General features: G+C 71.0%; 27 protein-coding genes and 3 pseudogenes. 12 read left to right on the forward strand and 18 right to left on the reverse strand.

Annotation, left to right across the window (positions count from 1 at the left end):
• Positions 1 to 13: 13 nt before the first annotated feature.
• Together F9278_RS45270 and F9278_RS45275 are read left to right on the forward strand one after the other, a co-directional pair.
• Positions 14 to 1,948, forward strand: coding sequence for an ABC transporter ATP-binding protein (locus tag F9278_RS45270; protein WP_152173496.1), 1,935 nt, complete (start codon positions 14 to 16; stop codon positions 1,946 to 1,948).
• 31 nt (positions 1,949 to 1,979) lie between these two features.
• Positions 1,980 to 2,414: a VOC family protein gene (locus tag F9278_RS45275; RefSeq protein ID WP_152173497.1), complete on the forward strand. Its 435-nt coding sequence runs from the start codon at positions 1,980 to 1,982 to the stop codon at positions 2,412 to 2,414.
• A 50-nt stretch (positions 2,415 to 2,464) separates the two neighbouring features.
• Here the strand turns inward: F9278_RS45275 and F9278_RS45280 are convergent, their stop codons facing one another.
• Both F9278_RS45280 and F9278_RS48970 read right to left on the reverse strand, forming a co-directional pair.
• Positions 2,465 to 2,890 carry an isocitrate/isopropylmalate family dehydrogenase gene (locus tag F9278_RS45280; RefSeq protein ID WP_226967229.1) on the reverse strand — a complete coding sequence of 142 codons (426 nt, stop codon included), beginning with the start codon at positions 2,888 to 2,890 and terminating at the stop codon, positions 2,465 to 2,467.
• Positions 2,805 to 3,308: an AfsR/SARP family transcriptional regulator gene (locus tag F9278_RS48970; RefSeq protein WP_152173498.1), complete on the reverse strand. Its 504-nt coding sequence runs from the start codon at positions 3,306 to 3,308 to the stop codon at positions 2,805 to 2,807. The genes F9278_RS45280 and F9278_RS48970 overlap by 86 nt, the downstream gene beginning before the upstream one ends.
• Before the next feature lie 1,105 nt (positions 3,309 to 4,413).
• Here F9278_RS48970 and F9278_RS45290 point away from each other — a divergent pair.
• The gene (locus F9278_RS45290; RefSeq protein ID WP_404818997.1) at positions 4,414 to 7,635 is read left to right on the forward strand and encodes a glycosyl hydrolase family 95 catalytic domain-containing protein; all 3,222 of its coding nucleotides are present in this window, start codon (positions 4,414 to 4,416) and stop codon (positions 7,633 to 7,635) included.
• A gap of 826 nt (positions 7,636 to 8,461) precedes the next feature.
• Here the strand turns inward: F9278_RS45290 and F9278_RS47980 are convergent.
• Genes F9278_RS47980 through F9278_RS45305 form a run of 3 tightly spaced genes read right to left on the reverse strand, consistent with a single transcriptional unit; the run spans position 8,462 to position 10,032 of the window.
• Positions 8,462 to 8,737, reverse strand: a complete 276-nt coding sequence (locus tag F9278_RS47980; RefSeq protein ID WP_264300203.1) for a Gfo/Idh/MocA family oxidoreductase — start codon at positions 8,735 to 8,737, stop codon at positions 8,462 to 8,464.
• Between the two features lie 54 nt (positions 8,738 to 8,791).
• Positions 8,792 to 8,881: a Gfo/Idh/MocA family oxidoreductase gene (locus tag F9278_RS47985; RefSeq protein WP_226967230.1), complete on the reverse strand. Its 90-nt coding sequence runs from the start codon at positions 8,879 to 8,881 to the stop codon at positions 8,792 to 8,794.
• Positions 8,878 to 10,032, reverse strand: coding sequence for a Gfo/Idh/MocA family protein (locus F9278_RS45305; protein WP_152173501.1), 1,155 nt, complete (start codon positions 10,030 to 10,032; stop codon positions 8,878 to 8,880). Before F9278_RS45305 ends, F9278_RS47985 begins: the two co-directional genes overlap by 4 nt.
• Positions 10,033 to 10,140: 108 nt before the next feature.
• Between F9278_RS45305 and F9278_RS45310 the strand changes: the two genes are divergently transcribed.
• Positions 10,141 to 11,187, forward strand: a complete 1,047-nt coding sequence (locus F9278_RS45310) for a LacI family DNA-binding transcriptional regulator (RefSeq protein ID WP_152173502.1) — start codon at positions 10,141 to 10,143, stop codon at positions 11,185 to 11,187.
• An 18-nt stretch (positions 11,188 to 11,205) separates the two neighbouring features.
• Here F9278_RS45310 and F9278_RS45315 read toward each other — a convergent pair whose 3' ends face one another.
• Positions 11,206 to 11,778, reverse strand: coding sequence for a PadR family transcriptional regulator (locus tag F9278_RS45315; RefSeq protein ID WP_152173503.1), 573 nt, complete (start codon positions 11,776 to 11,778; stop codon positions 11,206 to 11,208).
• Positions 11,779 to 11,861: 83 nt separating this feature from the next.
• On the opposite strand from F9278_RS45315, the gene F9278_RS45320 reads away from it, so the two are divergent.
• The gene (locus F9278_RS45320) at positions 11,862 to 12,257 is read left to right on the forward strand and encodes a nuclear transport factor 2 family protein (protein ID WP_152173504.1); all 396 of its coding nucleotides are present in this window, start codon (positions 11,862 to 11,864) and stop codon (positions 12,255 to 12,257) included.
• 72 nt (positions 12,258 to 12,329) lie between these two features.
• Here F9278_RS45320 and F9278_RS45325 read toward each other — a convergent pair whose 3' ends face one another.
• The 4 genes and pseudogenes from F9278_RS45325 to F9278_RS45335 form a co-directional block, all read right to left on the reverse strand.
• Complete coding sequence (locus F9278_RS45325; protein ID WP_152173505.1) at positions 12,330 to 12,713, reverse strand: DoxX family protein; 384 nt, start codon at positions 12,711 to 12,713, stop codon at positions 12,330 to 12,332.
• A gap of 58 nt (positions 12,714 to 12,771) precedes the next feature.
• Positions 12,772 to 13,056, reverse strand: a complete 285-nt coding sequence (locus F9278_RS47990) for a Rossmann-fold NAD(P)-binding domain-containing protein (RefSeq protein WP_226967410.1) — start codon at positions 13,054 to 13,056, stop codon at positions 12,772 to 12,774.
• 94 nt (positions 13,057 to 13,150) lie between these two features.
• Positions 13,151 to 13,615: pseudogene (locus F9278_RS47995) on the reverse strand (SDR family oxidoreductase); the annotation flags it as partial.
• Complete coding sequence (locus F9278_RS45335; protein ID WP_152173506.1) at positions 13,612 to 14,079, reverse strand: nuclear transport factor 2 family protein; 468 nt, start codon at positions 14,077 to 14,079, stop codon at positions 13,612 to 13,614. The pseudogene F9278_RS47995 and the gene F9278_RS45335, both read right to left, overlap by 4 nt.
• 105 nt (positions 14,080 to 14,184) lie before the next feature.
• On the opposite strand from F9278_RS45335, the gene F9278_RS45340 reads away from it, so the two are divergent.
• The gene (locus tag F9278_RS45340; RefSeq protein WP_152173507.1) at positions 14,185 to 15,075 is read left to right on the forward strand and encodes a LysR family transcriptional regulator; all 891 of its coding nucleotides are present in this window, start codon (positions 14,185 to 14,187) and stop codon (positions 15,073 to 15,075) included.
• A gap of 54 nt (positions 15,076 to 15,129) precedes the next feature.
• Here the strand turns inward: F9278_RS45340 and F9278_RS45345 are convergent.
• Positions 15,130 to 15,315: pseudogene (locus F9278_RS45345) on the reverse strand (MerR family transcriptional regulator); the annotation flags it as partial.
• Between the two features lie 64 nt (positions 15,316 to 15,379).
• Here F9278_RS45345 and F9278_RS45350 point away from each other — a divergent pair.
• Positions 15,380 to 16,069, forward strand: a complete 690-nt coding sequence (locus F9278_RS45350) for an alpha/beta fold hydrolase (RefSeq protein WP_152173508.1) — start codon at positions 15,380 to 15,382, stop codon at positions 16,067 to 16,069.
• Between the two features lie 130 nt (positions 16,070 to 16,199).
• Here the strand turns inward: F9278_RS45350 and F9278_RS45355 are convergent, their stop codons facing one another.
• Positions 16,200 to 17,489 (reverse strand): NAD(P)/FAD-dependent oxidoreductase, encoded by a 1,290-nt coding sequence (locus tag F9278_RS45355; RefSeq protein WP_152173509.1) that lies wholly within the window; start codon positions 17,487 to 17,489, stop codon positions 16,200 to 16,202.
• Between the two features lie 172 nt (positions 17,490 to 17,661).
• On the reverse strand, positions 17,662 to 18,606 hold the full coding sequence (gene sigJ, locus F9278_RS45360) for an RNA polymerase sigma factor SigJ (RefSeq protein WP_152173510.1): 945 nt from the start codon (positions 18,604 to 18,606) through the stop codon (positions 17,662 to 17,664).
• A gap of 229 nt (positions 18,607 to 18,835) precedes the next feature.
• Between sigJ and F9278_RS45365 the strand changes: the two genes are divergently transcribed.
• A complete protein-coding gene (locus F9278_RS45365) occupies positions 18,836 to 19,297 on the forward strand; it encodes a hypothetical protein (protein WP_152173511.1) in 462 nt (153 codons plus the stop codon).
• A gap of 49 nt (positions 19,298 to 19,346) precedes the next feature.
• On the opposite strand, the gene F9278_RS45370 is transcribed toward F9278_RS45365, so the two are convergent.
• Positions 19,347 to 19,781 (reverse strand): ankyrin repeat domain-containing protein, encoded by a 435-nt coding sequence (locus tag F9278_RS45370; RefSeq protein ID WP_152173512.1) that lies wholly within the window; start codon positions 19,779 to 19,781, stop codon positions 19,347 to 19,349.
• Positions 19,782 to 20,034: 253 nt separating this feature from the next.
• Here F9278_RS45370 and F9278_RS45375 point away from each other — a divergent pair, with 253 nt between their 5' ends.
• Positions 20,035 to 21,777, forward strand: coding sequence for a PE-PGRS family protein (locus F9278_RS45375; protein WP_152173513.1), 1,743 nt, complete (start codon positions 20,035 to 20,037; stop codon positions 21,775 to 21,777).
• Positions 21,778 to 21,836: 59 nt separating this feature from the next.
• On the opposite strand, the gene F9278_RS45380 is transcribed toward F9278_RS45375, so the two are convergent.
• Positions 21,837 to 22,031: a hypothetical protein gene (locus tag F9278_RS45380; protein WP_193241932.1), complete on the reverse strand. Its 195-nt coding sequence runs from the start codon at positions 22,029 to 22,031 to the stop codon at positions 21,837 to 21,839.
• Positions 22,032 to 22,083: 52 nt separating this feature from the next.
• Between F9278_RS45380 and F9278_RS45385 the strand changes: the two are divergent.
• Positions 22,084 to 22,599, forward strand: a pseudogene (locus tag F9278_RS45385) (beta-galactosidase trimerization domain-containing protein); the annotation flags it as partial.
• A gap of 111 nt (positions 22,600 to 22,710) precedes the next feature.
• Here the strand turns inward: F9278_RS45385 and F9278_RS45390 are convergent.
• Positions 22,711 to 23,472: an SDR family NAD(P)-dependent oxidoreductase gene (locus tag F9278_RS45390; protein WP_152173514.1), complete on the reverse strand. Its 762-nt coding sequence runs from the start codon at positions 23,470 to 23,472 to the stop codon at positions 22,711 to 22,713.
• A 156-nt stretch (positions 23,473 to 23,628) separates the two neighbouring features.
• Between F9278_RS45390 and F9278_RS45395 the strand changes: the two genes are divergently transcribed.
• Positions 23,629 to 24,267, forward strand: coding sequence for a TetR/AcrR family transcriptional regulator (locus F9278_RS45395; protein ID WP_152173515.1), 639 nt, complete (start codon positions 23,629 to 23,631; stop codon positions 24,265 to 24,267).
• A 100-nt stretch (positions 24,268 to 24,367) separates the two neighbouring features.
• Here F9278_RS45395 and F9278_RS46655 read toward each other — a convergent pair whose 3' ends face one another.
• Positions 24,368 to 24,628 (reverse strand): hypothetical protein, encoded by a 261-nt coding sequence (locus tag F9278_RS46655; RefSeq protein WP_193242122.1) that lies wholly within the window; start codon positions 24,626 to 24,628, stop codon positions 24,368 to 24,370.
• Between F9278_RS46655 and F9278_RS45400 the strand changes: the two genes are divergently transcribed.
• Entirely contained in the window at positions 24,599 to 24,844 is a 246-nt protein-coding gene (locus tag F9278_RS45400) for a hypothetical protein (protein ID WP_226967231.1), read from the forward strand. The two genes, F9278_RS46655 and F9278_RS45400, sit on opposite strands and share 30 nt — an antisense overlap.
• A gap of 51 nt (positions 24,845 to 24,895) precedes the next feature.
• On the opposite strand, the gene F9278_RS45405 is transcribed toward F9278_RS45400, so the two are convergent.
• A complete protein-coding gene (locus F9278_RS45405; protein WP_152173516.1) occupies positions 24,896 to 25,657 on the reverse strand; it encodes a DUF6193 family natural product biosynthesis protein in 762 nt (253 codons plus the stop codon).
• Positions 25,658 to 25,737: the final 80 nt, after the last annotated feature.

Raw genomic sequence — 25,737 nt, forward strand, 5'->3', positions numbered from 1 at the left:
TTCCGGGAGTGTGATGGGGACATCAGAGACGCGAGGACCGACGCCGGGCCGGAGCGCGGTCGTTCTTGCGCTGCGCCACTACGGCAGGGAACTGCACCGACTACGACGGCTGGCCCTGCCCGCGCTGCTGCTGCCGGCCGTGGGCAACATCGGCATCCGCTACGTCGCCCCCTTGCTCATCGCCAAACTGGCGGGCCAGACGGCCGAGAAGGGCGGTCTCACCCTCGCCTCGGCGCTGCCGTACGTGCTGGGCTTCGGTGTGACGCTGCTGCTCGCCGAGGCCGTGTGGCGGGTCGGGCAGCACTGCCTGAACCGCGTGGACGCCCTCGGCATGGAGCACCTGTACGTGAGCGGTATGGACGAACTCCTCGCCAAGGACGCGGCGTTCTTCCACGACAACTTCGCCGGCTCCCTCACCAAGCGGGTGCTGAGCTTCGGCAAGCGCTTCGAGGACTTCGTCGACACGGTGACGTACCGGATCGTCGGCAGTGTCGTCCCCCTGCTGTTCGGGGCCGTGGTGCTGTGGAGCTACGAACCGATGCTCGTCGTCGGCCTGTTGGTGATGATCGCGCTGACCGTGGTGGCCGCGACACCGCTGATCCGCCGCCGGCAGAGGCTCGTCAACGACCGTGAGGCGGCGATCGCCCGGGTCTCCGGCCATGTCGCCGACAGCCTCGTCAACATGGAGACCATCCGGGCGTTCGCGGCCGAGACCCGGGAGGCCGACGAACACCGCAGCCGCGTCGCGGACTCCCGCCGCCTGACACTCCGGTCGTGGGACTACGGCAACCTCCGCGTCGACACCCTCATCGCCCCCATGTCCGTACTGACCAATGTGCTGGGGCTGCTGGTCGCCATCGCCTTCGGCGGCTCGGGGCAGGGCGTGGAGGAGATCGTCGTCGCCTTCACCTACTACTCCAACGCCACCCAGATCATGTTCGAGTTCAACCAGATCTACCGGCGTCTGGAAAGCTCGATGACCGAGGCCGCGCAGTTCACCGAACTGCTGCTGGATCCGCCCACCGTGCTCGACCCGGTGGAACCGGAACCGCTCGCGCCGAAGGACACCGGTATCCGCTTCGAGGTGGTCACCTTCGCGCACGGGGGCGCCGAGCCGATCTTCCAGGGGCTCGACCTTGACGTCCCCGCGGGCGCGCGGATCGGTCTGGTCGGCAGGTCCGGCGGCGGCAAGACCACACTCACCCGGCTCCTGTTGCGGATGTCGGACATCGACGCCGGACGCGTCCTGATCGGCGGTCAGGACATCAGCCGACTGCGCCAGACCGATCTGCGCTCACTGATCGCCTACGTCCCGCAGGAACCCGCCATGTTCCACCGCAGCCTCCGGGACAACATCGCGTTCGCCCGGCCGGGCGCCACCGACGCGGAGATCCGCGCCGCTGCCGCCGCCGCGCATGTCACGGAGTTCGCCGATCAACTCCCCGACGGCTTCGGCACCCTGGTGGGGGAGCGGGGCGTGAAGCTCTCCGGCGGCCAGCGCCAGCGCGTCGCCCTCGCCAGGGCCATCCTGCGCGACGCCCCGATCCTGCTGCTCGACGAGGCGACCAGCGCGCTGGACTCGGAGAGCGAACTCCTCGTCCAGGACGCCCTGTGGCGGCTGATGGACGGACGTACGGCCCTCGTGGTCGCCCACCGGCTCAGCACCGTCGCCGGAATGGACAGGCTCGTCGTCCTCGACCACGGAAGCGTCGTCGAGCAGGGCTCCCACGAGGAACTCCTCGACGCGAAAGGCGCCTACGCCAAGCTGTGGCAGCACCAGTCGGGAGGCTTCCTCGGCGAGAGCGCCGACTCGGCCCTCGAACACCCGGCCCCGGAACCCGGACTCGACGGAATGCCCGGACAGGCCGACCCGGCCGACCCGTCCGGCCCGTCTGACGGGGGTCCTGTGACGCCGTCGCCCGCTCGTACGGGCACCGGATCCACATAGCACGAAACCGGTCCCCTGCTATGGTGCGCCGATGTCAACGATCAAGAAATTCCAGGTGACCTTCGACTGTGCGGAACCCGAGCGTGTGGCCCGCTTCTGGTGCGAGGTACTGGGATATGTCGTACCGCCTCCGCCGGAGGGGTTCGCCACGTGGGGAGAGTACGACCGCTCCCTGCCGCCGGAGCGGCAGGGAGCGGGGTTCGTGTGCGGTGACCCGTCGGGGGAGGGCCCGCGCATGTACTTCCAGCGGGTTCCCGAAGGCAAGGTCGTCAAGAACCGGGTGCACCTCGATGTACGGGTCGGCACCGGGCTGGAGGGCGAGGAGCGCTTGGCCGCGCTCCAGGCCGAGTGCGACCGACTGGTCCCGCTCGGCGCGACACTTGAGCGAGTGCTGCTCGCCGATGAGTACAACGAGTCCTGCATCGTGATGCGGGACATCGAGGGCAACGAGTTCTGCCTCGACTGAGCGGCCCGGGTACGGGGCCGGCCCGAGCGCCGGGGTGAGCCGGCGCGGCGTCAGGCGCCGCCCGGTGCGGCACCGGCGCCGACCGCCCGGACCACGGCGCCGGTGAACTCGGTGGTGGAGGCGGAGCCGCCCAGGTCACGGGTGGAGACACCGGAGGCGATCGTCTCGGCCACCGCCCTCTCGACGGTCCGCGCGACGCGTCCGGCCGCCTCGTCACCGTGCTTGGCCCCGAGCCATGTGAAGAGCATGGCACCGGACAGGATCATGGCCACCGGGTTGGCGATGCCCCGCCCGGTGATGTCGGGGGCGGAGCCGTGGGACGCCTGGGCCATCGCGCGGTCGGCGGAGGCGTGGCGGTCCCTGTCCTCGTCGCCGCGGGCACGGTGGATGTCACCGTGCTGTTCGTGCGTGAGCGCCTCGTAGTAGCGGGTGCCGGCCTCCAGGAACCGGTCGAGGGCGAGCTCGTAGTGGGCCACGGCCTGCTCGTACTCGGCCAGCCTGCCGGGCCGCGGTCGGCCGCAGGACGGGCAGCAGCCGCGCCGTGGTCCCGCAGTCGAGCGCCGCGTCGACGGCCTCCCCGACGACGGCGGAGTACTCCCTGTCGAGGCCGGTGAACACCGGATGTCCCGCCACCGCCGAGGCGCTCCCCGCGTCATGGCCGCGGCACAGCGCGAGCGCGTCCGAGAAGGCGAGGACGGCTCGCTCCGGGTCCCCGCCGTTCCGGAACTCCCGTGCGGTCGCGGCGAGTTGCCGGAACCGTAGCAGATCGACCGCTTCCTCGGGCACCGCGAGCCGATAGCCGCCCGCCCCGCGCAGGAGCCACCCGCCCTCGGCCCTCGCGGCCAGTCCGGGCTCCAACAGCCGCCGTGGTTCGCCTATGTGACGGTGGATCATGTTTCACGGCGCGGGCGGGCGGGGCGTCACCCCACAGCCCGTCGACCAGGTCCGGCAGGGACACCAGCGGGTCGGCGCGGGAGAGCAGCAGGACGAGCAGCGTCCGGCGCAGCGGCGGCCCCGGGTCGACCTCGACACCGTCCCGCCAGACGCGTACCGCGCCGAGAACCGTGAACCGCACGGCCTCCGGTGCCATCGGCTCCCCTCAACGCGGTGCGCGGCCGGGTGTTCGCGCCGCGCACCGGACGATTGTAGGGGGCGGAGGCGAAGCCGGCGGCCGGGCCCGTGCTGGGGGAGACACAGCCGATGCGGAGCACCGCGTCGGTCTGTGCCGAGGACTCCTTGATTCCGCCACAGGCGGTCAGCAGCCCGCCGGTCGTCAGCAGCCCGCCGGTCGTCAGCAGTCCGGCGGCTCCGGCCGTCCGGCGGCTCCGGCCGTCCCCCGAAGAACGGATCTTCGGGACATTTTGCCGTTCGCGGGTCTGCTCATGGGTGCGCTCATGAATGCCTCCGGGCATGTCGAAAGAGCGGAACTGAGGGTGATGGAGCGGTGGAACGGGCCGGAAGCGGGCGGTCGAAGCCGCTGGGGGACGCCGGGGCCGGCAGCGAAGAGCGATGGCGGGTTCCGCCGTGTCCCGGTAGGGCCAGGCGACGTACCCGTTATCAGGAACCCTGATGATGACGACGGTGATGCACACGCCGAAGCCGGATGACAAGGGTGTTGCCGAGACATGTCGGACGTGGATCCCTTTCGGCCGGGTGGCGACGAGGGCTGTCCCGACGCGCCGTGCGGGAACGGGTCCGAGTCCGGCGCCACCCCGGACGCGCTCCCGGCAGTTGCCGCCCACCCCTAGACATCGGATCAATCATGCGGCCACGATGATCGCGCTCTCGCCAGATGGGGAATTCGTAGTGGCGACCCCATGGAAGACCGACGAAAGAGCCGATGAAAGAGCCTTTGAAAGAGCCTTTGAAAGAGCCGATGAATGGGTCGGGAGACTTCAGCGTGATCGATGAATCCGCACCGCAGCGACGGAGCATTTTCAAGTTCGGCGGTGCCCTCGCCTCCGTACCTCTGATCACTCAACAGACCGGTGGTGCTCCCATGGGACAGGCGGTCGCCGCAGGCGCCGACACGGCGGTGGGCCTCCGGTGGCCGACCCTTTCGCGGAAGGCGCTGACGTACCGCGTCCCGGCCGCGGACTGGCAGTCGCAGGCCCTGCCGATCGGCAACGGCCGGCTCGGCGCCATGCTCTTCGCCGATCCCCACGAGGAACGCGTCCAGTTCAACGAGCAGAGCCTGTGGGGCGGACTCAACGACTACGACAACGCCCTCGCCGGCAGACCGGACAGCGACTTCGACACCGGTATGACCGGCTTCGGCTCCTACCGCACCTTCGGCGACCTCGTCCTCACCTTCGGCTCCCCGTCGAGCCCGAAGGTCACGGCCCCGGGCGGGCCGTACAGCAGCTCCGCGTCGGAGGGTGTCGACAAGACGTACGACGGCACGTCGAGCACCAAGTGGTGCGTCGACGGGCCCGGGTCGCGGGTGCGGTGGCAGGTCGAGCTGCCCGACCCGGTCGAGGTCCCCTCGTACCGTCTGACGAGCGCCAACGACGTACCGCGGCGCGACCCGGCGGAATGGACCTTCGCGGGTTCCACCGACGGCACCACCTGGACCACGCTGGACAGCCGCACCCTGGACGCGCCCTTCGAGAGCCGCTTCCAGACGAAGGAGTTCACCAGCGCCGACAGCGGCGCCTACCGCTTCTACCGGTTCGACTTCGTCCCCAGGGCGGGCGTCAGCCACTTCCAGGTGAGCGAGATCGGCCTGACCGGTGTCGACCTCGCCGGCGGCGGCGCGGTGTACCTGTCGTCGCCGAGCGGGCACTCCGAGGGATCCGGCACCGGCACGCGCACCGGGACCGGGACCGGGACCGGGGCCGGTGCCGGGAGCGGGCCCCGGGCCACGGACATCTCACGCTCGGTGGACGGCGACCCGGCCACGGTCTGGCGGGTCGGCCGCACGGCGGACCCGGTCGTCTGGCAGGCCGACCTGCCCCGCGCGAAGGTCGTCACCTCGTACGCGCTGACCTCGGCCCCCGACCGACCGAGGGAGGACCCCCGGGGCTGGCGGCTCCAGGCGTCGCAGGACGGGCAGGCCTGGACGACCCTCGACACACAGCACCCCGACAAGCCCTTCGCCGACCGCGGCGAGACCCGCACCTTCCGGTTCACCAACAGCACGGCCTACCGCGTCTACCGGCTCACCCTCACCCCCGGCGCGTCCGCGACGGGTCTGCGGATCGCGGAGATAGCCCTGGCGGGCGAAGGCCTCGACACCCGCGCCCAGCGGACGGTCGTCGACTATCGGCGCAGCCTGGACTTCGAGGAGGGCGTCCACGTCACCCGCTTCGGCGCGCCGGGACGACGTGTCGTGCGCGAGGCCTTCGCGAGCAGGTCCGCCGACGTGATGGTCTTCCGCTACACCTCGGAGCACGCCCACGGCCTCTCCGGCACGATCTCCCTGACGTCCGGACAGGACGAGGCCCCCACGACCGTCCACGCCGACACCCGGCAGATCGCCTTCAAGGGCGTCATGGGCAACGACCTCAAGCACGCCTGCAGCGTCCAAGTCGTCGCCACCGACGGCGACTTCAGCGCCGTAGCCGACTCCGGCGCCGACTCCGACGACGACGGTGGTGGTGGTGGTGACGGTAGTGGCGAAGGTGGTGGCGCTCCGGTGCTGCGGTTCCGCGACTGCACGACCCTGACCCTGCTCCTCGACGCCCGCACCGACTACAAACTCGACGCCGCCGCCGGATGGCGCGGAGCCGACCCGGAACCGGCCGTCGCCGCGGCGCTCGCCAAGGCGGCCCGCAGCCCGTACGCGAAGCTGCGCGCCCGGCACACCGCCGACACCCGCGCCCTGATGAACCGGGTCTCCGTCGACTGGGGCACCTCCGACCCCGCCGTCGTCGCGCTGCCGACCGACGCCCGGCTGGCCCGCTACGCGGCCGGCGGCGAGGACCCCACCCTCGAACAGGCGATGTTCGCCTACGGCCGCTACCTGCTGATCGGTTCCTCCCGCCCGAAGGGTCTGCCCGCCAACCTCCAGGGCCTGTGGAACGACAGCAACCAGCCCGCCTGGGCCTCCGACTACCACACCAACATCAATGTCCAGATGAACTACTGGGGCGCCGAGACGACGAACCTGCCGGAGTGCCACGAGGCGCTCGTCGGCTTCGTCGAACAGGTCGCGGTGCCCAGCCGGGTGGCGACCCGCAACGCCTTCGGCGCCGACACCCGAGGCTGGACCGCCCGCACCAGCCAGAGCGTGTTCGGCGGCAACGCGTGGGAGTGGAACACCGTCGCGAGCGCCTGGTACGCGCAACACCTGTACGAGCACTGGGCGTTCACCCAGAACCTGGAATACCTCCGCACCCTCGCCTACCCGATGATCAAGGAGATCTGCGAGTTCTGGGAGGACCATCTCAAGGAACGCGCGGACGGCCTCCTCGTCGCACCGAACGGCTGGTCCCCCGAGCACGGGCCGCGTGAGGACGGCGTCATGTACGACCAGCAGATCATCTGGGACCTGTTCCAGAACTACCTCGACTGCGAGGCGGTGCTCAAGACGGACCCCGCCCACCGGGCCAGGGTCGCGGACATGCAGGCCCGCCTCGCACCGAACAAGATCGGCAGGTGGGGCCAACTGCAGGAGTGGCAGGAGGACATCGACAGCCCCACCGACATCCACCGCCACACCTCACACCTCTTCGCGGTCTACCCGGGCCGCCAGATCACCCCGGGGACACCCGAGTTCGCGGCGGCGGCCCTCGTCTCCCTCAAGGCGCGGTGCGGCGAGAAGGAGGGCGTCCCGTTCACCGCCGCGACGGTCTCGGGCGACAGCCGCCGCTCCTGGACCTGGCCCTGGCGCGCCGCCCTCTTCGCCCGCCTCGGCGACGGCCACCGCGCCCGGATCATGCTGCGCGGCCTGCTGACGTACAACACCCTGCCCAACCTCTTCTGCGACCACCCGCCCTTCCAGATGGACGGCAACTTCGGCATCTCGGGCGCGGTCGCGGAGATGCTCCTGCAGAGCCACGACGACGTCATCCACCTCCTGCCCGCCCTCCCCGACGCCTGGAAACCCAAGGGATCCTTCACCGGCCTGCGCGCCCGCGGCGGCTACGGGGTCAGCTGTGAGTGGCGCGACGGCGAGGTCACGTCGTACGAGATCGTCGCCGACCGGGCACACCACCGGAAGCCGGTCACCGTACGGGTCAACGGCACCGACAAGAAGGTGAGGCCGACGAAGCCCTGACGGCCGACGCCCCCACCCGATCGGTGGCCTCACGCATCCCTCCGGGGAGGAGCGGAACCGAGCCGATCGGGTGGGGCACGGCCCAACTGGTCCTCAGCCCATCTGCTCCTCGGCCGTGAGGTGTCCACCGGCGTCGCCGGGCATGCCCGACATGGGCCACACCGGCGTCAAGGGCGCCGCTGCTCCTCGACTTGACCGCCGCCATCGCCCTGGGGAGGATCCGGCAGGCCAGGGCGAGCGGCCCCCCGCTGCCCGAGGGCGCCGCGGCCACCGAGCCCGCAGGGCCGCGAGCACCGCCAGATCGGGCGTCACACCGACCGGCCGGCCCGTTCCCGGGAGGGGCGCTCCGGCAGCTGAGACACCGCGTCCGTCGCGGGCCGGTTGGCCCCGTGAGCCGGTGGAAAGGCATGCAATCAAGAAGAATCTGTCAGCAGGCTGACGGACTCCCGCGAAGCGTCGAAACTGGTCGTGGTCGCCTCATCCAGGGGAGAGGACTCGGCGTGCATCGCGAGGACAGCACCAGCAATCAGATGTCGGGGACGGCACGCGCGGTGGTGCAGGGACGCGACTTCCACGGCGGCGTGCATCTGCACACCCATGGCTCCGCCCCGCCGGCCACGCCACGCCATCTACCTCCGGACGTCACCCACTTCACCGGCCGACGAGAACAACTGGCGGTCCTGGACTCCCTGCTGGGGGAAGCCACGGCCGAAGGCGGCGGGACCATGATGGTCTCGGCTCTCTCCGGGATGCCGGGCGTCGGGAAGACGGCGCTCGCGGTGCACTGGGCGCACGGAGTGCGAGACCGTTTCCCCGGCGGTGACCTCTACGATCTCGGCCGCCTGGGCGGCGTCGAGACCGATCGGCTTCTCCACGAGCCTGTGCTTGCCGCCCTCCAACGCCGGCCGGGCGCAGGCCAGAAGGTCGGCGCCAGCGGCGTCTCGCACAGCACCGGCGTCTCGCACAGCACCGGCTTCCCGGCCCGTACGGCGGCCACGGGCAGGTCGGCGTGGGTGGTGTCGTGCGAGGCGACGACGACGGCGTCCACCGCCGGGTCCGTGATCAGCGCGTAGGCGTCGTCGGTGGCACGGGCGCCGGGCACGGTGCCCGTGACCTGGGCCGCACGCTCCCCGTCGATGTCCGCGACCCGGGTGACCTAGGCACCGGAGACATTGCGGTGCCAGGTGGCAACATGGTCGGCGCCCATGTTGCCCGTCCCGATCACCCCGACCCGGAGCGCGCTCATTCCAGGGTCACCCATGTTCCGCTCTCGACGGACCGTGTCATGGCGTCCAGTACGGCCGCGCTGTGCACGGCGTCGTCCAGCGTGGCCCCGTACGGCTTGCCCTCGGCGACCGAGCGCAGGAAGCGGTACGCCTCGATGACCTTGAGGTCGTCGTAGCCCATGCTGGTGGCCGCGCCCGGCTGGAACGCGCCGTACTCGCCGGCGCCGGGGCCGACGTAGACGGTGCTGACGGGCTGGTCCTGGTAGCTCGTGCCACGGCTGACGCCGAGCTCGTTCATACGGCGGAAGTCCCAGAAGACCGCGCCCTTGGTGCCGTGGATCTCGAAGCCGTAGTTGTTCTGCTCACCGACCGAGACCCGGCAGGCCTCCAGCACACCGCGCGCGCCCGAGGCGAAGCGCAGCAGGCAGTTGACGTAGTCCTCGTTCTCGACCGGGCCGAGTTCGCCGCCGGTGGCCAGGGTGTGGCCGGTGGTGGCGCCGGTGGGGCGGGCCCGCTCCGGGATGAAGGTCGCGGTGTCGGCGGTCAGGGAGGTGATGTCGCCCAGCAGATGCCGGGCGAGGTCCGCGCCGTGCGAGGCCAGGTCGCCGAGCACCCCGCTGCCGCCGCGCTCCTTCTCGTACCGCCAGGTCAGGGCGCCGTCCGGGTGGGCGGCGTAGTCGCTGAACAGCCGGACGCGGACATGCGTGACCGTGCCCAGCTCGCCGGAGGCGATGAGCGCGCGGGCCGTCTCGACGGCGGGCGCGTTGCGGTAGTTGAAGCCGACCGCGCCCTGGACGCCGGCCTTGGCCACCGCGCCCGCCACCGCGCCGGCGTCCTCGGCCGTCAGGCCGACCGGCTTCTCGATCCAGATGTGCTTGCCCGCCTCGGCCATCGCGACGCCGATCTCCCGGTGCAGGAAGTTCGGCGCGGTGATGCTGACCGCCTGGATCCGGGGGTCGGACACCACCTCCCGCCAGTCCCGGGTCGTCGAGGCGAACCCGAACTGCGCGGCGGCCTCCTCGGCCCGGCCCGGCACCTCCTCGGCGACGGTGACCAGCCGGGGCCGCACGCCCAGCTGCGGGAAGTGGTGCGGGACGCGGGCGTACGCCTGGGTGTGCACCCGTCCCATCCAGCCGAAACCCACGACGGCGACGCCGAGCGTACTCACCATGACTGCCCTTCTTTGGACCGGTCCACAACTGTCCCAGCCACCATGGAACCCGTTTTTCCTGCTGTCAAGACCTTTGACAGCGACTACGTCCTGTGGAACGGTCCAGCCATGAGACCCCCGACCATCCGTGACGTGGCCGAACGGGCAGGCGTGTCGAAATCGCTGGTCTCCCTGGTGCTGCGCGGCGCCGAGCATGTGCGCCCGGAGAAGAGACAGGCCGTGCTGACCGCCGTCGAGGAACTCGGCTACCGGCCGAACGCCGCCGCCCGCAGTCTCAGCGAGCGCCGCACCCGCTCGGTCGGAGTGCTCCTCCACGACATGCGCAACCCCTGGTTCGTGGAACTCCTCGACGGTCTCAACTCCCGCCTCCACGACAGCGGTCTGCACATGCTGCTGGCCGACGGCCACCTCAACCGCCGCCTCGGCGACGACCTCACCCGCACCTTCACGGAGCTGCGGGTCGACGGTCTGATCGCGGTGGGCACGCTCCCGCCGTCCGAGGCGCTGCGCGCGGCGGCGGCGCTGATCCCCACCGTCGTCGCGGGCGCCCGTGAACCCGCGCTGCCCCGCGTGGACATCGTCGCCAACGACGACGAGCGCGGTGCCCGACTCGCCACCGAGCACCTCATCGGACTCGGCCACCGGCGCATCGCCCATATCGCCGGACAGGGTGTCGTCGGCGAACTGCGCCGACGCAGCTTCGAGACCGTCATGCGCGAACACGGGCTGACCGACGGCGCGACCGTGGAACAGGGCGACCTGACGGAGGAGGGCGGCTACCGCGCGATGGTGCGGCTGCTGAGCGCCGAGCGGCGGCCGAGCGCCGTCTTCGCCTTCAACGACATCGCGTGCGTGGGCGCCCTGTCCGCCGCCGAGGCGTCCGGTCTCCAGGTGCCACGGGACCTCTCCCTCGTCGGGTACGACAACACCTACCTCTCGCGCCTGCGCCACCTGTGGCTCACCACGGTCGACAACGCCAGCCACGACGTCGGCCGCCGCGCCGCGCAGTACCTCCTCGACCGGATGACGGATCCCTCGCGTCCGGGCGAGACCGTGCTCGCCCCGCCGACACTTGAGGTAAGGGGCACGACGGCCCCTCCCGCGACCCCGGCCTCGACCACTACCCCGACCGCCATCTCCACGTCACATCCCTGACGCCTCGTTCCCGGCGCCTCATCCGCCGGTGGAGGCCGAGGCGCGCTGTTCCAGGCGGGTCAGGGCCAGTGCGCCCCAGCGGAGGTTCTCCTGCTCCAGGGCCATCCCCCGCAGCAGGGTGAGGAAAGGGCCGATCCGCTCGGCGGTCGCGAAGAACTCGTCCTCGGTGCGCCCGTCCAACAGGCGGTTCCGCAGACGCTCGTAGCGGGCCAGTTTGGCGGTGGACCACTCCATGCGTTCGGTGATCGAGGCCCGTACGGCCTCGGCGTCGCCGGCGTCGACGCACTGGACCTTGACCATCAGCTCGTCCCTGATCGCCGTCGGCCTGGACGGCGACTCGGCGGTGTAGCCGCGCACCGCCTCCAGTCCGGCCTCGGTGAGGGAGAACAACCGCTTGTTGGGGCGGCGCTCCTGCTCCACGACACGGGCCGTGATGAGCCCGTCCCCCTCCATGCGCTCCAGCTCCCGGTAGAGCTGCTGGGGAGTGGCCATCCAGAAGTTGGCGACCGAGGCGTCGAACCCCTTCGCGAGGTCGTACCCGGACGCCTCGCCCTCCAGGAGAGCGGCCATCACCGCGTTGCGTAGCGCCATGCGTCCAGAGTATGGACTCTTCGCGCCCCCACCCCTAGTCTTCGACGCACTTACTCAATTAATTGTCTATGTGAGGTGGTCCCGTGCATCCCTTCCGCAAGGCCGTCGAAGCGGGCGACATGGAAGCGGTCGCCGCCCTGCTGGCCGAGAACGTCGTCTTCACCAGCCCCGTCGTCTTCAAGCCGTACGCGGGCAAGGCGATCACCGCCGCGATCCTGAACGCCGTGTCGGAGGTCTTCGAGGACTTCACCTACATCCGGGAGATCGCCAACCCCGACGGCCGCGACCACGCCCTCGTCTTCACCGCCACCGTGAACGGAAAGCAGCTCACGGGCTGCGACTTCCTCCACTTCGACGAGGACGGCAAGATCGACGACTTCATGGTGATGGTCCGCCCGCTCTCGGGCGCGAACGCGCTGGCCGCGGCGATGGGCGCGAAATTCGACGAGATCGCGCGCGCGGCGGGCGGCCATGGATGACGCCGACCGCTGACGCGGTACGACGGCCGGTGATCCGGTACGACGGCCGGTGCGGGCGACCGGCGGCCTGCCTCAGCCGCCGAAGGACCAAGGGCCGAAGCGTCCCCACGCGATGAAGGCGGCGATCGCGAGATAGACCGTGTTCAGAAGCACCAGCCCGGACTGCCCGAGGCGGCCGTGAGTGATCATGGCGCCGACCATCAGGGCGATCCAGCAGACGGCCGTCACCGGCACCACGACCGGTGCGATGTCGAGCACGGCCGGCAGGATCAGGCCGACCGCGGCGAGGAGTTCGAGGACCCCGAGGGTCTTGACGAAACCGGGGCTCGCGTCCCGCGTCCATTCCCCGCCGTGCTGCGCGGCCAGTCTCGCCCTGGGGACGAAAGTCTTGCTGATCCCGCCGGCCAGGGCGACCGCCGTCAGCAGTCCGGTGGCGATCCAAAGGGTGAGGTTCATGACCGGGCCTGCCCGTCCTGTGTGAAATGAGTTCGGTGGAGCGGAAACTGACGTTGTGTCAGCCGCTGAACGCGGGCGCGTTGTCGTGTGCCCAGTCGGCGAAGGTGCGGGCGGGGCGGCCGAGCAGGTCTTCCACGGTGCCGGTGGTGGGGCCCGCGCGTCGGGCGTAGTCGGCCAGCGAGCCGAGCAGACGGTCGGGGACCTCCTCGGGCAGCCCTTGCGCGAGCATGCCCTGGCGTACGCGCTCCGGCGGGAGCTCCTGGAAGGACAGCGCCCGGCCGAGGGCGACGCCGATGAGACGCACCTTCTCGACCTGGTCCAGCGACTGCGGCCCGGTCAGCATGTGGATCGCCCCCGGGGGGAACATCGCCGAGGAGCGCGCGCACGGAGACCGCCGCGATGTCGGCTTCGTGCAGGGGCGAGGTGGCGGCTCGGCCGTACGCGCCGCGCACCACGTCACCGGAGCGGATCTGGGGCGCCCAGGCCAGCGCGTTGGCCGCGAAGTCGGCCAGACGCAGGACCGTCCAGTCCAGACCGGAACCGCTGACGAGCTCCTCGGCGTGCCGGAACCGCTCGGCGAAACGGGCTTCCCCCGCCGGATGCTCCACGGTGGTGGCCGACAACAGCACCACACGCCGCACGCCCTGCTTGACGGCGAGCCGCAGGAGTTCGCCGAGTCCCGGACCCGTCGCGCGCGGGCTGATCTGCAGAGCCTCCACTCCCTCCAGCGCCGCCTCGATCCACCGGGGGCCGAACAGATCGCCGCTGACGGCCCGGACGCCGTCCGGGAGCGCGGCCGAGCCGGGGCCGCGCGTGACGGCGGCGACGGCGGTGTTCTCCTGCAACAGCTGACTCATCACCTTTCGTCCCACGACGCCGTTGGCTCCGGTGATCAGGATCATGACAGTTCTCCTTCGGTCGATGCCGAGTGTTCGGGCGGTGAGCCCGTGAGCGGGGTGGAGTCGAGGTACCTGACCTCGTAGACGCGTTCGCTGAACTTCCAGCCGTCGGAGGTGCGTTGATAGCGGTCGTGGTACAGGGCGTGGTTCAGGTGCGAGCTGCCGTCGCGCATCCGGCCGAACTCCTGGATGTACGCGCGCCCGACCGCCGTGCCCCCGTCGAGCCGTACGACGCCGCCGTGGACGTGCTGGACGAAGAACTCCCACAGCCCCTGCCCCCACTCGATCCCCGCGCGGATCTGATCGCGGCCGACGAACTCCTTGTCGACGTGCGGCCATCGCATGACTGCGTCGGGCGTGAACAGCGAGGCCACGCGGTCGAAGTCACGCATCATCACGGCGTCGGTCACCTCGGCGCGCAACTCCTCGATCTCGAAGCGGTCGACGACGCCGTACTTACCGCTCATCGGGTCTCCCTGCCTGGCCGGATGTGTGATGTCTTCAGCATCGGCGCAGGTCAGCGGCGGATCAATGGAGAGTCCGTGGGGCTGTCCATAACACGGGGGTTATGTATGGAGCTACGAGACATCGAGATCTTCCTGACCCTGGCCGAGGAACTGCACTTCGGCCGCACCGCCGAACGGCTTCACGTGTCGCAGGCCCGCGTCAGCCAGGCCATCCGCAGACAGGAACGCCGCCTGGGCGTGGCCCTGTTCGAGCGCACCAGCCGACGCGTGGCCCTGACCCCGGTCGGCCGGCGCCTGCGGGAGGACCTCCAACAGGCCCTCGACCTCCTCCACGCGGGACTCGCCCGTGCCCAGGCCGCCGGACCGGGTGCGGACCGGACCCTTCGGCTCGGCGTCTTCGGTCACGCCGGACACGAACTGCGCCCGCTCGTGGACGCGTTCCGCGCCCGCCACCCCGGCAGCGACGTCCAGTTCGGCGAGATCAACGGCAACGACGCGTTCACCGCCCTGCGCGCCGGAGAGCACGACGCGCACGTGCTGTGGCTGCCCGTCGCCGAACCGGACCTCACCGTCGGTCCCACCGTGCTCACCGGAGGCCGCGTACTGGCCGTGTCCGAGGACCATCCGCTCGCCCGACGCGGCACCGCGTCCCTGGAGGACCTCGCCGACAACCATGTCGTCGACCTCGGCCCCGATGCCCCCGAGTACTGGGTCGCCGCCATGGTCCCCACCCGCACCCCGCTCGGCCGGCGCATCCCCCGAGGGCCCGCCGCACGGACCTTCCACGAGATCCTCTCCCTGGTCGCCGCCGGCCGCTGTGTCCATCCGCTGGGCGAGGTCGCCGCCCGCTACAACAAGCCCCCAGGCATCGTCTTCCTGCCCCTCGACGACGCCCCCACCCTGGAATGGGCGCTCACCTGGCGCACCGCCACCGACAGCCCCGCCCTCCGCGCACTGGCCCAGACCGCCGCCGACCTCGGCCCCATCGCACTGTGACATCGGCGACGGGCGACGAATCACCGCGTCCGCGGCACACGGCAGCATCTCGCGGATGGCCTCGGTGGGCAGCCCGGCCGCCAGCATGCCCCGGATACGCGCGACGACATACGGGGCGTCCGGCGCGTACACGCGGTATCCGCCGCGGTCGCGGTCGGGGCACAACAGCCCCTGCTCGTCGTAGTACCGCAGCAGCCTGGCCGCCACCCCGGTCCGCCGCGACAGTTCGCCTATCAGCACCGACTCTCCTCACCACGCCTTGGATTTGACCTTCACACCGATGTGATGGGTCAACGTACGAGGCATGCGTGATTCATTCCCCGCCCTCGCCACCACCGTCACCGGAACCGGCCCGGGTCTGCTGCTCGCCCATGGCGCCACCGGCAGCATCGAAGGCAACTTCGCGCCGGTCTTGCCCGCCCTCTCCGCCGCCCACACCGTCGTCGCCCCGGACTACCCCGGCTCGGGGGAGACGCCGGTCGCCGACGCCCCGCTCGACCTCGACGAACTCGCGGACTCGGTCGTCGACTCCGCCGTACGACGCGGTGTCGGGCGGTTCGCGGTGCTCGGCTTCTCGCTCGGCACGCTGGTCGCGGTGCGCGCCGCCGTACGCCATCCCGAGCGGGTGACCGCGCTCGTACTGACCGCCGGATTCGCCCGCCCCGACGACCACTTGCTCGGCCTCGTCCCCGACTGGCGGGCCGAGGTGCCCGCCGCGCTCCACCCGCACATCGACCTGATCCCCTCCCTCGACACCACCGGTGACCTGGCCGAGGTCGCCGTCCCCACGCTGGTCGTCGCGACGACCGCCGACAGCATGGTCCCGCCCGAGCACTCCCGCGCCCTGGCGGCCGGGATCCCGGGCGCGCGCTACACGGAGATCGACAGCGACCACGTCGTCATGGTCGACCGGCCGGAGGAGTGGCTGACACCGGTCCTCGGCTTCCTCGACTCCCTGCCCCCTGCGGACGGGACGGAGGCCGTGGGGGAGTGATGCCGTCGCCGACCGCCGTGCGGTGGGCCGACTTCGGTCGCGGTGCCGGGGCGGGGCGGGACCATGCTGTCGGCCCCGCCCCGCCCCGCCTCCGGCCGACCGCGCAGCGAGCGCCGTGTCGTACTGCCGCTCAAGTCGTCGCGGCCTTGACCGCCGGGTCCGCCAGCCCCGCCGGGATACCCGCGTCCGTCTGACCCGCCTGGTCCGCCCGTCCCACCGCCCGTCCCACCGGCCGTACCGTCCGGTGGCGGCGGGTCGGCTTGCCCACGGTCGGGTGGGCGACGGCCCAGGCCGCGCCCTTGCAGATGAGTTCCTTGTAGAGCGCGGCGATGCGGCCGGTGAGGGCCTTGGGCACGGCCTGGTCGTCCGCCGTGACGAACTGGATCAGGCCCTCCTTGCGGCCGAGCGAGATGCACTGCTGGACATAGTGGATCGGAATCTTCGGGAGCTGCCGGCCGGTCAGGCGGGCCGCGATGGCGTCGGCGGCCTGCCACGCGGTGGGGACGCCGGAGGCGCACGACATCCGCAGCGGTTTGTCGCCGGGGCCCCTCACGAAGGCCGCGTCGCCGATGGCGTACACCTCGGGGTGCGAGACCGAGCGCAGGGTTCCGTCGACGACGATCTGACCCGCGCCGGAGACCTCCAGCGTGCTGGCCTCGGCGATCGGGTGGACGGCGAAGCCCGTGGCCCACACGGTGACCGCGGCCGGGACGGGCGCGCCGTCGGTCAGGACACGGTCGGCCTCGACGGCGGTGACGGCGGTGTGCTCGTGCACGGTGATGCCGAGCCCGGCGAAGACCTTCCGCAGATGTCCTCGGCCCTTGTCGGAGAGCCAGTCGCCGAAGCCACCGCGGGCGACGAGGGCGACGTCCAGGTCCGGGCGGGTCTCGGCGATCTCGGTCGCGGCCTCCAGACCGGTGAGTCCGCCGCCGACGATCACCACGGGCGCTCCCGCGTCCAGCCGGGCCAGCCGCTCGCGCAGCCGGAGCGCACCGGGGCGGCCGGAGATCTCGTGGGCGTGCTCGGCGGTGCCGGGGACGCCCTGGGGGTTCCAGCCGCTGCCGAGGGCGTAGACGAGGGTGTCGTACGCCAGTTCCTGCTCCCCCTCCTGCCCACGTTCCTGTTCCCCGGCGCCGTGCGTGTCGACGCCGGTGACGGTGACGGTCCTGCGGTCGGCGTCGATACCGGCGACCTTGGCGAGCTTCACCTCGACGCCGGTGCCCGCGAACATGTCGTCGAAGGGGCGGGGCTTGAGTTCCTGGCCCGTCGCGAGCTGGTGCAGCCGGACGCGTTCGACGAAGTCGGGCTCGGCGTTGACGAGGGTGATGGCGACGTCTTCTCGGTGCAGCTGCTTGGCGAGGCGCCCGGCGGCGGTGGCTCCGGTGTAGCCGGCTCCGAGGACGATGATGCGGTGCTGCATTTCCTGCTCCTGTCTGCGCGGGGTGGACGCTTGCCGTTGCTCTGTCACGCCCCTTGAACCGGGCAGCCCGCGTTTTCCTGACAGGAGGGGAATGTGAAGCAGGTCACACCCTCGCTGGAGGGTGTGACCTGCTTCGGTTGAGGGCGTGGGAAGGCCCTCGCCACGGCGTTCGTCAGAAGGCGTGGAACAGGGGTTCCCCGTGCTCGGCGGTCGCCCACACCCCGGTCGCGCGTTCCAGCTTGTCGGGGTTGACCTGGCTGCGGAACGCGACGATGCCGTCCGCGCCGATCTCCAGGCAGATGATCCCGACGACCCGGCCGTCGACGACCGCCAGGATCGCGGGGCCGCCGTTGGCCGTCGAGATGTGGATCTCGGGTGAGCCGCCGACCAGGGACCGCTTGGCCGGGGCCGGCTTGAACAGACCCCGCATGAACTTCGCGACCGCGAGGGCGCCTTCGAACGCCTTGGCGCGGGCCGGGACCTTCCCGCCGCCGTCGCCGACCGCGATGGCGTCCGAGGTGAGCAGCTTGATCAGCGGCTCGGTCCTCCCGCTGGTCGCCGCCGCGAGGAACTCCTCGACGATCCGCCGGGCCGTCGCGTCGTCGATCTCCGTACGGGCCTTGCCCGCCGCCACGTGCTTCTTCGCGCGGTGGAAGATCTGCTGGCTGGCGGACTCGCCGATGTCGAGGATCTCGGCGATCTCCCGGTGCGGGTAGTCGAAGGCCTCCTTCAGCACGTACACCGCCCGCTCGTTGGGGGTGAGGCGCTCCAGCAGGGTGAGGACCGCGTACGAGACGGATTCGCGCTGTTCGGCGGTGTCGGCCGGGCCGAGCATCGGGTCGCCGGTGAGCAGTGGCTCGGGCAACCACTGGCCGACGTAGGTCTCCCGGCGTGCGCGGGCCGAGGTGAGCTGGTTGAGGCAGAGGTTGGTGAGCACCTTCGTCAGCCAGGCCTCGGGCACCTGGATCCGGTCGACGTCGGCCGCCTGCCAGCGCAGGAACGTCTCCTGTACGGAGTCCTCCGCCTCGCTCGCCGAGCCGAGGAGACGGTAAGCGATCGCCTCCAACCGGGGCCTCGTCGCCTCGAACCGGTCCACGTCGTGCGTCGTCAGCGCCATGCCCCGGATCTTAGTGCGCCCAGCGTCCCAGCGTCGTCCCAAGGCACCCCCGTTTTCACAGGTCAATCGGGGTGGGACGGTCCCGCTGTCCCGGGGCTGGTGGCGGCTGTTGTCGTCGGGGCGCCGGTGTTCTGGAATCTGGGAACGCCGCAGACGCCATCAGCTGCACGGATACGGATGGCGATGCGCTTCATGCACCTCATGCACCTCACTCACCAAAGGAACCCATGTGAAGAAGCCCCGTTTGGGCCGTGTGGTCGCGGCCTCGGCCGTGCTGGTCGGCAGTGGCGCCATAGTCTTCGTCCCCGCGTCGGCGGCCTCGGCCACCGAGGACGACTGCGACGGCATCGCCGTCGTCGGTGTCTTCCGAGCCGTCGAGTCCGGCGCCTCGTTCGACTTCAGGGGCCGCCGCGTCGAGCTGCAGAACGAGTCGGCGCTCGACCGCTACAGCCGCGCGGAGATCAAGTCCGGCCGCAAGACCGGCGACCGGCTGTGGGTCGACCGCAGTTTCCACTCGTTCCCCAACTTCAAGGGCATCGTCACCGACCAGCAGGCGAAGGCCGATGGCTGGAAGATGTGCGGCCCCTACACCGGCAGCCGCACCCAGTCCGTCTACAACTCCAGCTACGCCGCACGTGCCTGCGGTGAGTTCGACGGCATCACCAAGTGCGGCAAGTGGTGGGTCGACTGACATGTCGCGACGGCGGGGCACCGATGCGGTGCCCCGCCGTCGCCATGTCCTATGTCGCTCGCCCGCTGCTGGTGGCGCCCCCCGCGATGAGAAGGGCGACGGTCGCGGGGTGGGGGCCGTTCTCGGCCCAGTCCAGAGGGGACCAGCCTGTGCCGTGATCTTCTTTCACGTTGGGATCGGCGCCGTGCGCCAGCAGTTCACGCACGGTCGCGGTGTGCCCCCAGCACGCGGCTGCGCACAACGGCGTACCCTCCGCGCCGATTCCGCTGCTCTCGGTGTCGGGCGAGGCGCCGGCCGCCAGAAGCAGACGGGCGATCTCGGCTTCCCCGTTCACGGACGCGGCGTACAGCGGGGTGGTGCCCTCGCTGTCGGTTCGCTCGGGGTCCGCCCCCGCCCGCAGTACCGCCTTCACGGCAGCGGTGTCACCCGCCGGAATCGCGCTGAAGAGGCGCCGGGAGAGCTTCTTGCGCTTCCGCTGTTTCATGAGGGCCGAGGCTAGCGGCTGGCCGCGTGCTGTGTCTCGTGGCGGCGGCCCGGTTCGTCTTGAGACGTTCAGACGTTCAGACGTTCAGGCGGTGAGGCGGTGAGGCGGTGAGACAGCGAGACGGTCGCAGCCGGCATTCGACGGTATGCGACCGCCTGAACACATACGCCAAGTGAACGGAAGGGCAACACTCTGCCCCGGTGGTCGCCCCGACCGCTCTTCCGACGGGACCGGCGGCAGGTCAGTCTGAGGGATGCACACACAGCGACAGCAGCGTCAGCAGTGGGAGCAGGGCCGGGACGGGCGGCAGCGGCGGTCGAGCGTCCCGTCGCGGACGGTGGACGACCCCACCGGCCTGTTGGCGCTCCAGCATGCCGCGGGCAACCGCGCCGTGGCAGCGACGGTCCAGCGCGTGCAGCAACAGCAGGAGCAGGTACAGGAACAGGAGATCGAGGCGGGCCCGCCGCCCGACGAGGCGTCTCTGCAGACGTCCACCGACCCGGACGCGGTGATCGTCCGGCTGGCCCGGTCGAGCGAGCAGCACGCGCGGCAGAAGAAGCGGAAGTTCAACATCTGGGAGCCGCACAAGAAGTGGCCCGAGGACTGGCTGCTCCCGGAGGCCAAGATGCGATGGGTCCTGGAGCGGCGGCTCGTCCTCGGAGAGGTCTTCCGGGAACAGGAGCTCAAGGACATCGAGTTGCTGTCGGAGAAGCGGCCCGCGTGGCTGAACAGTGTGGGCATCGGCACCATGGCGGACGGCCACAGGATCGCCGCCGGCCAGAAGCGCGCCGCGACGGAAGCGAACAAGTCCAAGAACTCCAAGGGCAAGGGCGACAGCAAGGGCAAGGGCAAGGAAACGGCCGCGGAGAAGAAGCCCGACTACTCGGACTGGCTGAAGCTCACCCCGGGCCGACGGATCCTCGCCGCCTCACTCGCCTTCGAGACCCAGCGGCCCGCCTCCGGCGCCCCCATCCCGATCAACCCCGCCTACACCCTGGGCCGTTTCATGCGGACACAGGCGCTGCCCGAGGACAGTGGCGACCGCCGGGAGCTGGAGGCGGAGCGGGACACGCAGATCCGGGAGACGGCGTTGGACACCCTGGTCCCGGCGAGCGTGCGGGACGACCAGAGGCACCCCGAGGCGAAAGACCTCATCACGGAGGATCACAAGGCGCAGGACGGCCTCGCCCGGGACGTCCTCACCAACGTCCTGCTCATCCTGCGCCACGGCCTGCAGTACACCAAGAACAAGAAGCACGTCGACTACCGGGAAGGCGACGTCATCCGGGCCCTCGCGCACGGCGGACGCGTGAACATCCGTATCCCCGCGCTCCAGGACGGCGAGAACCCGAATCAGCTGCTCGACTTCCTCGGCGTCCCCAAGGTCGGCAAGGAGGAGAAACGCGTCATGGAACGCGGCTTCGCCACGCACCGCTCCTCCGTCGGCGCGAACAAGGGCGAGACGTCCGGCCGTTTCGCGGAGAAGGGCGGCGTCGGGGCGTCCCTGACGAACGTGGCGTCGAAGGCGGTTCCGGGCGTGACCACCCCGAAGCTGCTGGGGATCAACCAGGCGATCGGCGGCATCGGCACCAAGGACTGGAACGGCGACGTCGTCCTCCCGAACGGCTCCTACGGCCACATGCTCCTGGTGTTCACCGAACCGACCGCCTCCACGGACGGTTCCCTGCTCGTCGGCATCGAGACGATCGCGCCGCACGCCGCCAGCCCGGTCGGCTACCACCACGGCGTCAAGTCCACGGAGGCGACCGCCAACCCCGAGTCCTCGTTGCACGGCCACAAGCCGGACAAGATCGGCGACGGCAAGATGAAGAACAACCAGCGGCTGGTGGAGCTGGGGAAGATGGGCGGCACCGGCCAGAGCTGGCACGCCTTCCTCGACGAGCTGAAGACCGACTGGGCGGACCGCCTCGCCGCGGCCCACACCCCGGCGGAGGAACGCGAACTCTACGGGGAACTGGTGGGCCCGCGGCCGTAGGACCGGTCACACCGCCCTCGGTGGCGCGTTCGCCCTGAGCCCTCCGCAGGCCCGGTGCCCTACGGCGCCGGGGACAGATCGAGGACGACGGGCTCGTCGCGGTCGCAGTGCGGTCTGCCGCCGACGACCCGGGCGGCGGCGACCTGGAGTACGGAGTGGCGGGTGGCGGGGGTGTCGTCGTCCTCGGCGACCGTGCCGTCACGGCCCGGGTAGGTGAAGGAGAAGACGTACCCGGTGTCACCCTGGACGACCACGTCGGCGTGCTGGCCGATGGCGCCGTCGCACGGGCGGCTCCCCGGCTTGTCGAGGATCAGGCCTTACCCGGGCGCGTTCCGGGCGGCGGCGGGGGTGAGGTCGGACGAGCTGTTCCCCCTGCGACCCGGTGAGACGGTCGCGCTGACCGGCGGCGGCACGGCCTCCCTGTGGTCCGAACGGCTGCGCCTGGAGGGCGCGGAGGCGGTGGCCGCGTACACGGAGGGGCCGCTCACGGGCGTACCCGCCGTGACCCGGCACGCGTACGGCGAGGGCACGACCTGGTACCGCGCCACCCGCCCGGACCCGGTCACCCTCGCCGCCCTCCTCACCCGTATCCGCACCGAGGCGGGCGTCGAACCGGTCCGCACGGCACCGGACGGCGTGAAGGTGGTACGCCGCCGGTCCCCGTCCGCAGACTACCTGTTCCGCATCGACCACGGGGGTGCCGGCGGGGAGGTGACCGTCGCCGCCGACGCCGTGGAACTCCTCACCGGCCGGCCGACGCCGGGTGCGGTGACGCCGGGGCCGGGGGAGATCGCGATGGTACGGGAGCCGCGCCCGAGTTGAGGCGGATGCCGGGCCGGTACGGGCACGGCTGTCATCGGCGTCCGTGTCACCGCGCAATCCGTGACGGGTTCACCGCCCGCGCGCGGGGGTTTCCGGCCCGCTCGGACCGCGTCACACCGCCGACCAGCCGTCGTCCACCGGCAGGATCGCGCCGTTGATGTTGCTCGCCGCGTCGGAGGCGAGGAAGACGATGGCGGCGGCCTGTTCCTCGGGCTGGGCCACATCGCCGAGGTTGACGAAGTGCGGGCCGAGCGTCTTCGGGCCGTGGGCCGCCTGGTCGACCTCGACCACGATCGAGGTCGCCGTGCCGCCGGGGGCCACGGCGTTCGCGCGGATGCCCTGCTTGCGGTACATCACCGCGAGGGACTTCGTCAGGCCCACCACACCGTGCTTCGAGGCCGTGTACGCGGCGCCCGCCGCGCTGCCGCGCAGCCCGGCCTCGGAGGCGGTGTTCACTATGGCGCCCCTGCCCGCCGCCAGCATGTGCGGGAGCACGGCCCGGGTCAGCAGGAACGGGGCGGTCAGATTGACGCGGATGACCCGCTCCCACTCCGGGTCGGACACATCCCCGAGAGCGGACATCCTGTCCATGATCCCGGCGTTGTTGACCAGGACGTCCACTGTGCCGAACCGCTCCACGGCGGTCCGTGCGACCTGGTCCACGACGGCCTGTTCACTGAGGTCGCCGGTGACCGCGACGGCGGTCCCGCCGGCCTCCTCGATCTCCTTGACGACCGACCCGGCGGCCTCGGAGTTGAGGTCCGCCACCAGGACTCGCGCGCCCTTGGCGGCGAACGCCAGGGCTGTCGCGCGCCCGATACCCGAAGCCGCTCCGGTGACGATGACACTGCGGCCGTCGAATTCACTGGCCATGTGGCGCTCCTGCCGATAGTTCTCGCGATGCGGCGCAAGGCCCCTGCCTGCCCTGCGGTGATGCCAGCCTACGACTTAATGTCTTTGAGTGACATAAACTTTTGGTGGAGAATTCCCAGGGAGGGCGATCAGGCGATCGCCGGATCTGGAGGGCTCATGACCGCGGCCCGGGGGCGCACGGGACGACCACCCCTGACGGAAGAGCGCAAGGCCGAGATCCGGCGGGACATCTCCCGCGCCGCGGTGGAACTCTTCGTCGCCCAGGGCGTCGCGGCCACCACCGGTGAACAGATCGGAGAGGCGGTCGGCGTCTCCGCGCGGACCGTGTGGCGGTACTTCCCGACCAAGGAGAGCTGTGTACGGCCGCTGCTCTCGGAGGGCATCGACCGGGCCGCGGCCCTGCTGCGGGAATGGGCCCCCGGCCGGCCGCTGGAGCACCTCTTCGACCGGTCCGTCGCGAGCGGCCTCGGCATCGTCGGAGGGGCGGAGCAGGCCGCGGTCGCCGATCTGGTCCGCCTGACCCGTACCGAGTCGGGCCTGCGTGCCATCTGGCTCCAGGCGTACGACGAGGCCGAACCCGCGTTCGCCCGCGCGCTCGCCGAGCGTCTCGGGCTGCCCGAGGACGGCCTCAAGGTGACGGTTCAGGCGGCCATGTTCAACGCGGCGCTGCGTGCGGCGGTCGAGCGCCATATCTGGCGCACCGCCGCACCGGAGACCGACCCGGGGGAGGCGGAGGAGGAACTGATGGCGACGCTGCGCTCGGCCCTCGCCGTGGTGGGCGAAGGCGTCAGGTAGTCGTGGGCGACGCCGTCGGACAGGGGGCGCCGCTCCACCGACGGTCGCTCCCGCCTCGTCGGCCGGTGGCGCGAGGGACCGGCGGCTCGTCCGCCGGCCGTCAGCGAGGTGTGATGCCGTCGAAGGCGATGTCGAGGAGACGTTCGCCGGCGCCGGGGGTGAACTCGGCGACGGTCGCGATGGTGTTGGCCATCATCAGCAGCTCCACCGGTTTCATGTCCGCGCGGGCGGTGGCGTGCTCATGGGCGTCGGCGAGCGGTTCGGCCGTCGTCGCGACCAGGACGGCGCGGTACCGCTCTTCGAGACGGCCCGGCATGGTCATGTGCCGGACGTGGCGGAGGTACGCGAGCTGGTCGGCCATGTGCGCGAGCACCGTACAGCCGGGGCCGAGCGCCCCTTCGAGATCGTGCTCGGCGGTGCCACGTCCCCGGACGCGGTGAAGGCCAGGGACACCATCGGTCCCCTGCGCGACGCCGGGGCCACATGGTGGGACGAGCGGCAGATACAGAGCGGCCCCGATCTGGACCGGCTCCCTCCGGTGCTAGGCCGCGTCGAGGCGGGGCCGCCGGTGATCTGATCGGCCATGCGGGGTTGGGCCACGAGCCCGTCGCTCCCTGACCGTCGTAGGTCAGACAGTTTCCTCGCGCTCCGGCCAGCCTCCCTCGACGGCCGGGCCGCTGCCTGGGGGAATGTTCGCCGCCACCAGCGCTGCGGCGTCGTCGGCGCCGAGGCGGGCACCGAGCACACGTGACGGTGTCTGCGCGGATCCCACCGCGACCACATCCCACAGTCCGTCCATTGTCGGAATCACACGCGGAAGCTCGTTGTGGAACGGATCGGCGGTGCTGCTGAGCAGGCTGAACTGGCCGTGCGACGGCCACGGGAAGAAGACGCGGAGGGCAGGCCGCGCATGGAGAGCCTCGGCGAGTTCGGCGTCGCCGAGCCTGATCACCCGCGAGCGTTCCAAGGTCAGCCGCCAGGCCGTCGACACGACTCTTCCAGGCGGGGCCGCCTTCAGCGGGTCATCCGCGAGGAGCTGCCACTCGCGGCGCAGTTGACCGGTCGATGCGCCCTCACACCATTCGTGCAGGATGGCGGCCACCACGGCGAGGCTGTCGGTGCTGCCGAAGGCACCCCACGGCCATCCGGAGTCCGTGGAGATCTCGATTCGGAACTCGCGTTCGTCGTCGTTGGTCGCGTATACCGCGAACCGCGCCTCTCCCCGAACACGGCATACGGCCACGGCAGGGGCGAACCCCTCAACCGGTTCCATGGGGCCCACGTCGTGCCCGTGGCGAGCCGCTTCGCGAATCAGGGCTTCTCCCAAGCCGCCCGGCACGGCCAACTCTGGATAGAGGTCGGTCGGTACTTCGCTTGAGCGTTCCTTCATGCCCGTAGCCTAGGTCGTGGGGCGGAGGTGTGGCCCGTCCGAAGCCCGAGAGCAAGCGCACTGCTTCACGGGGTCGACGG

Source organism: Streptomyces phaeolivaceus (genome assembly GCF_009184865.1).
Classification (GTDB): domain Bacteria; phylum Actinomycetota; class Actinomycetes; order Streptomycetales; family Streptomycetaceae; genus Streptomyces; species Streptomyces phaeolivaceus.

Coding starts and splice junctions, on each gene's coding strand:
- F9278_RS45270 (WP_152173496.1), top strand. CDS start 14: ATGGGGACATCAGAGACGCGAGGACCGACGCCGGGCCGGAGCGCGGTC.
- F9278_RS45275 (WP_152173497.1), top strand. CDS start 1,980: ATGTCAACGATCAAGAAATTCCAGGTGACCTTCGACTGTGCGGAACCC.
- F9278_RS48970 (WP_152173498.1), bottom strand. CDS start 3,308: ATGATCCACCGTCACATAGGCGAACCACGGCGGCTGTTGGAGCCCGGA.
- F9278_RS45290 (WP_404818997.1), top strand. CDS start 4,414: ATGGGACAGGCGGTCGCCGCAGGCGCCGACACGGCGGTGGGCCTCCGG.
- F9278_RS47985 (WP_226967230.1), bottom strand. CDS start 8,881: ATGAGCGCGCTCCGGGTCGGGGTGATCGGGACGGGCAACATGGGCGCC.
- F9278_RS45305 (WP_152173501.1), bottom strand. CDS start 10,032: ATGGTGAGTACGCTCGGCGTCGCCGTCGTGGGTTTCGGCTGGATGGGA.
- F9278_RS45310 (WP_152173502.1), top strand. CDS start 10,141: ATGAGACCCCCGACCATCCGTGACGTGGCCGAACGGGCAGGCGTGTCG.
- F9278_RS45315 (WP_152173503.1), bottom strand. CDS start 11,778: ATGGCGCTACGCAACGCGGTGATGGCCGCTCTCCTGGAGGGCGAGGCG.
- F9278_RS45325 (WP_152173505.1), bottom strand. CDS start 12,713: ATGAACCTCACCCTTTGGATCGCCACCGGACTGCTGACGGCGGTCGCC.
- F9278_RS47990 (WP_226967410.1), bottom strand. CDS start 13,056: ATGCTGACCGGGCCGCAGTCGCTGGACCAGGTCGAGAAGGTGCGTCTC.
- F9278_RS45335 (WP_152173506.1), bottom strand. CDS start 14,079: ATGAGCGGTAAGTACGGCGTCGTCGACCGCTTCGAGATCGAGGAGTTG.
- F9278_RS45340 (WP_152173507.1), top strand. CDS start 14,185: ATGGAGCTACGAGACATCGAGATCTTCCTGACCCTGGCCGAGGAACTG.
- F9278_RS45350 (WP_152173508.1), top strand. CDS start 15,380: ATGCGTGATTCATTCCCCGCCCTCGCCACCACCGTCACCGGAACCGGC.
- F9278_RS45355 (WP_152173509.1), bottom strand. CDS start 17,489: ATGCAGCACCGCATCATCGTCCTCGGAGCCGGCTACACCGGAGCCACC.
- sigJ (WP_152173510.1), bottom strand. CDS start 18,606: ATGGCGCTGACGACGCACGACGTGGACCGGTTCGAGGCGACGAGGCCC.
- F9278_RS45370 (WP_152173512.1), bottom strand. CDS start 19,781: ATGAAACAGCGGAAGCGCAAGAAGCTCTCCCGGCGCCTCTTCAGCGCG.
- F9278_RS45375 (WP_152173513.1), top strand. CDS start 20,035: ATGCACACACAGCGACAGCAGCGTCAGCAGTGGGAGCAGGGCCGGGAC.
- F9278_RS45390 (WP_152173514.1), bottom strand. CDS start 23,472: ATGGCCAGTGAATTCGACGGCCGCAGTGTCATCGTCACCGGAGCGGCT.
- F9278_RS45395 (WP_152173515.1), top strand. CDS start 23,629: ATGACCGCGGCCCGGGGGCGCACGGGACGACCACCCCTGACGGAAGAG.
- F9278_RS46655 (WP_193242122.1), bottom strand. CDS start 24,628: ATGGCCGACCAGCTCGCGTACCTCCGCCACGTCCGGCACATGACCATG.
- F9278_RS45405 (WP_152173516.1), bottom strand. CDS start 25,657: ATGAAGGAACGCTCAAGCGAAGTACCGACCGACCTCTATCCAGAGTTG.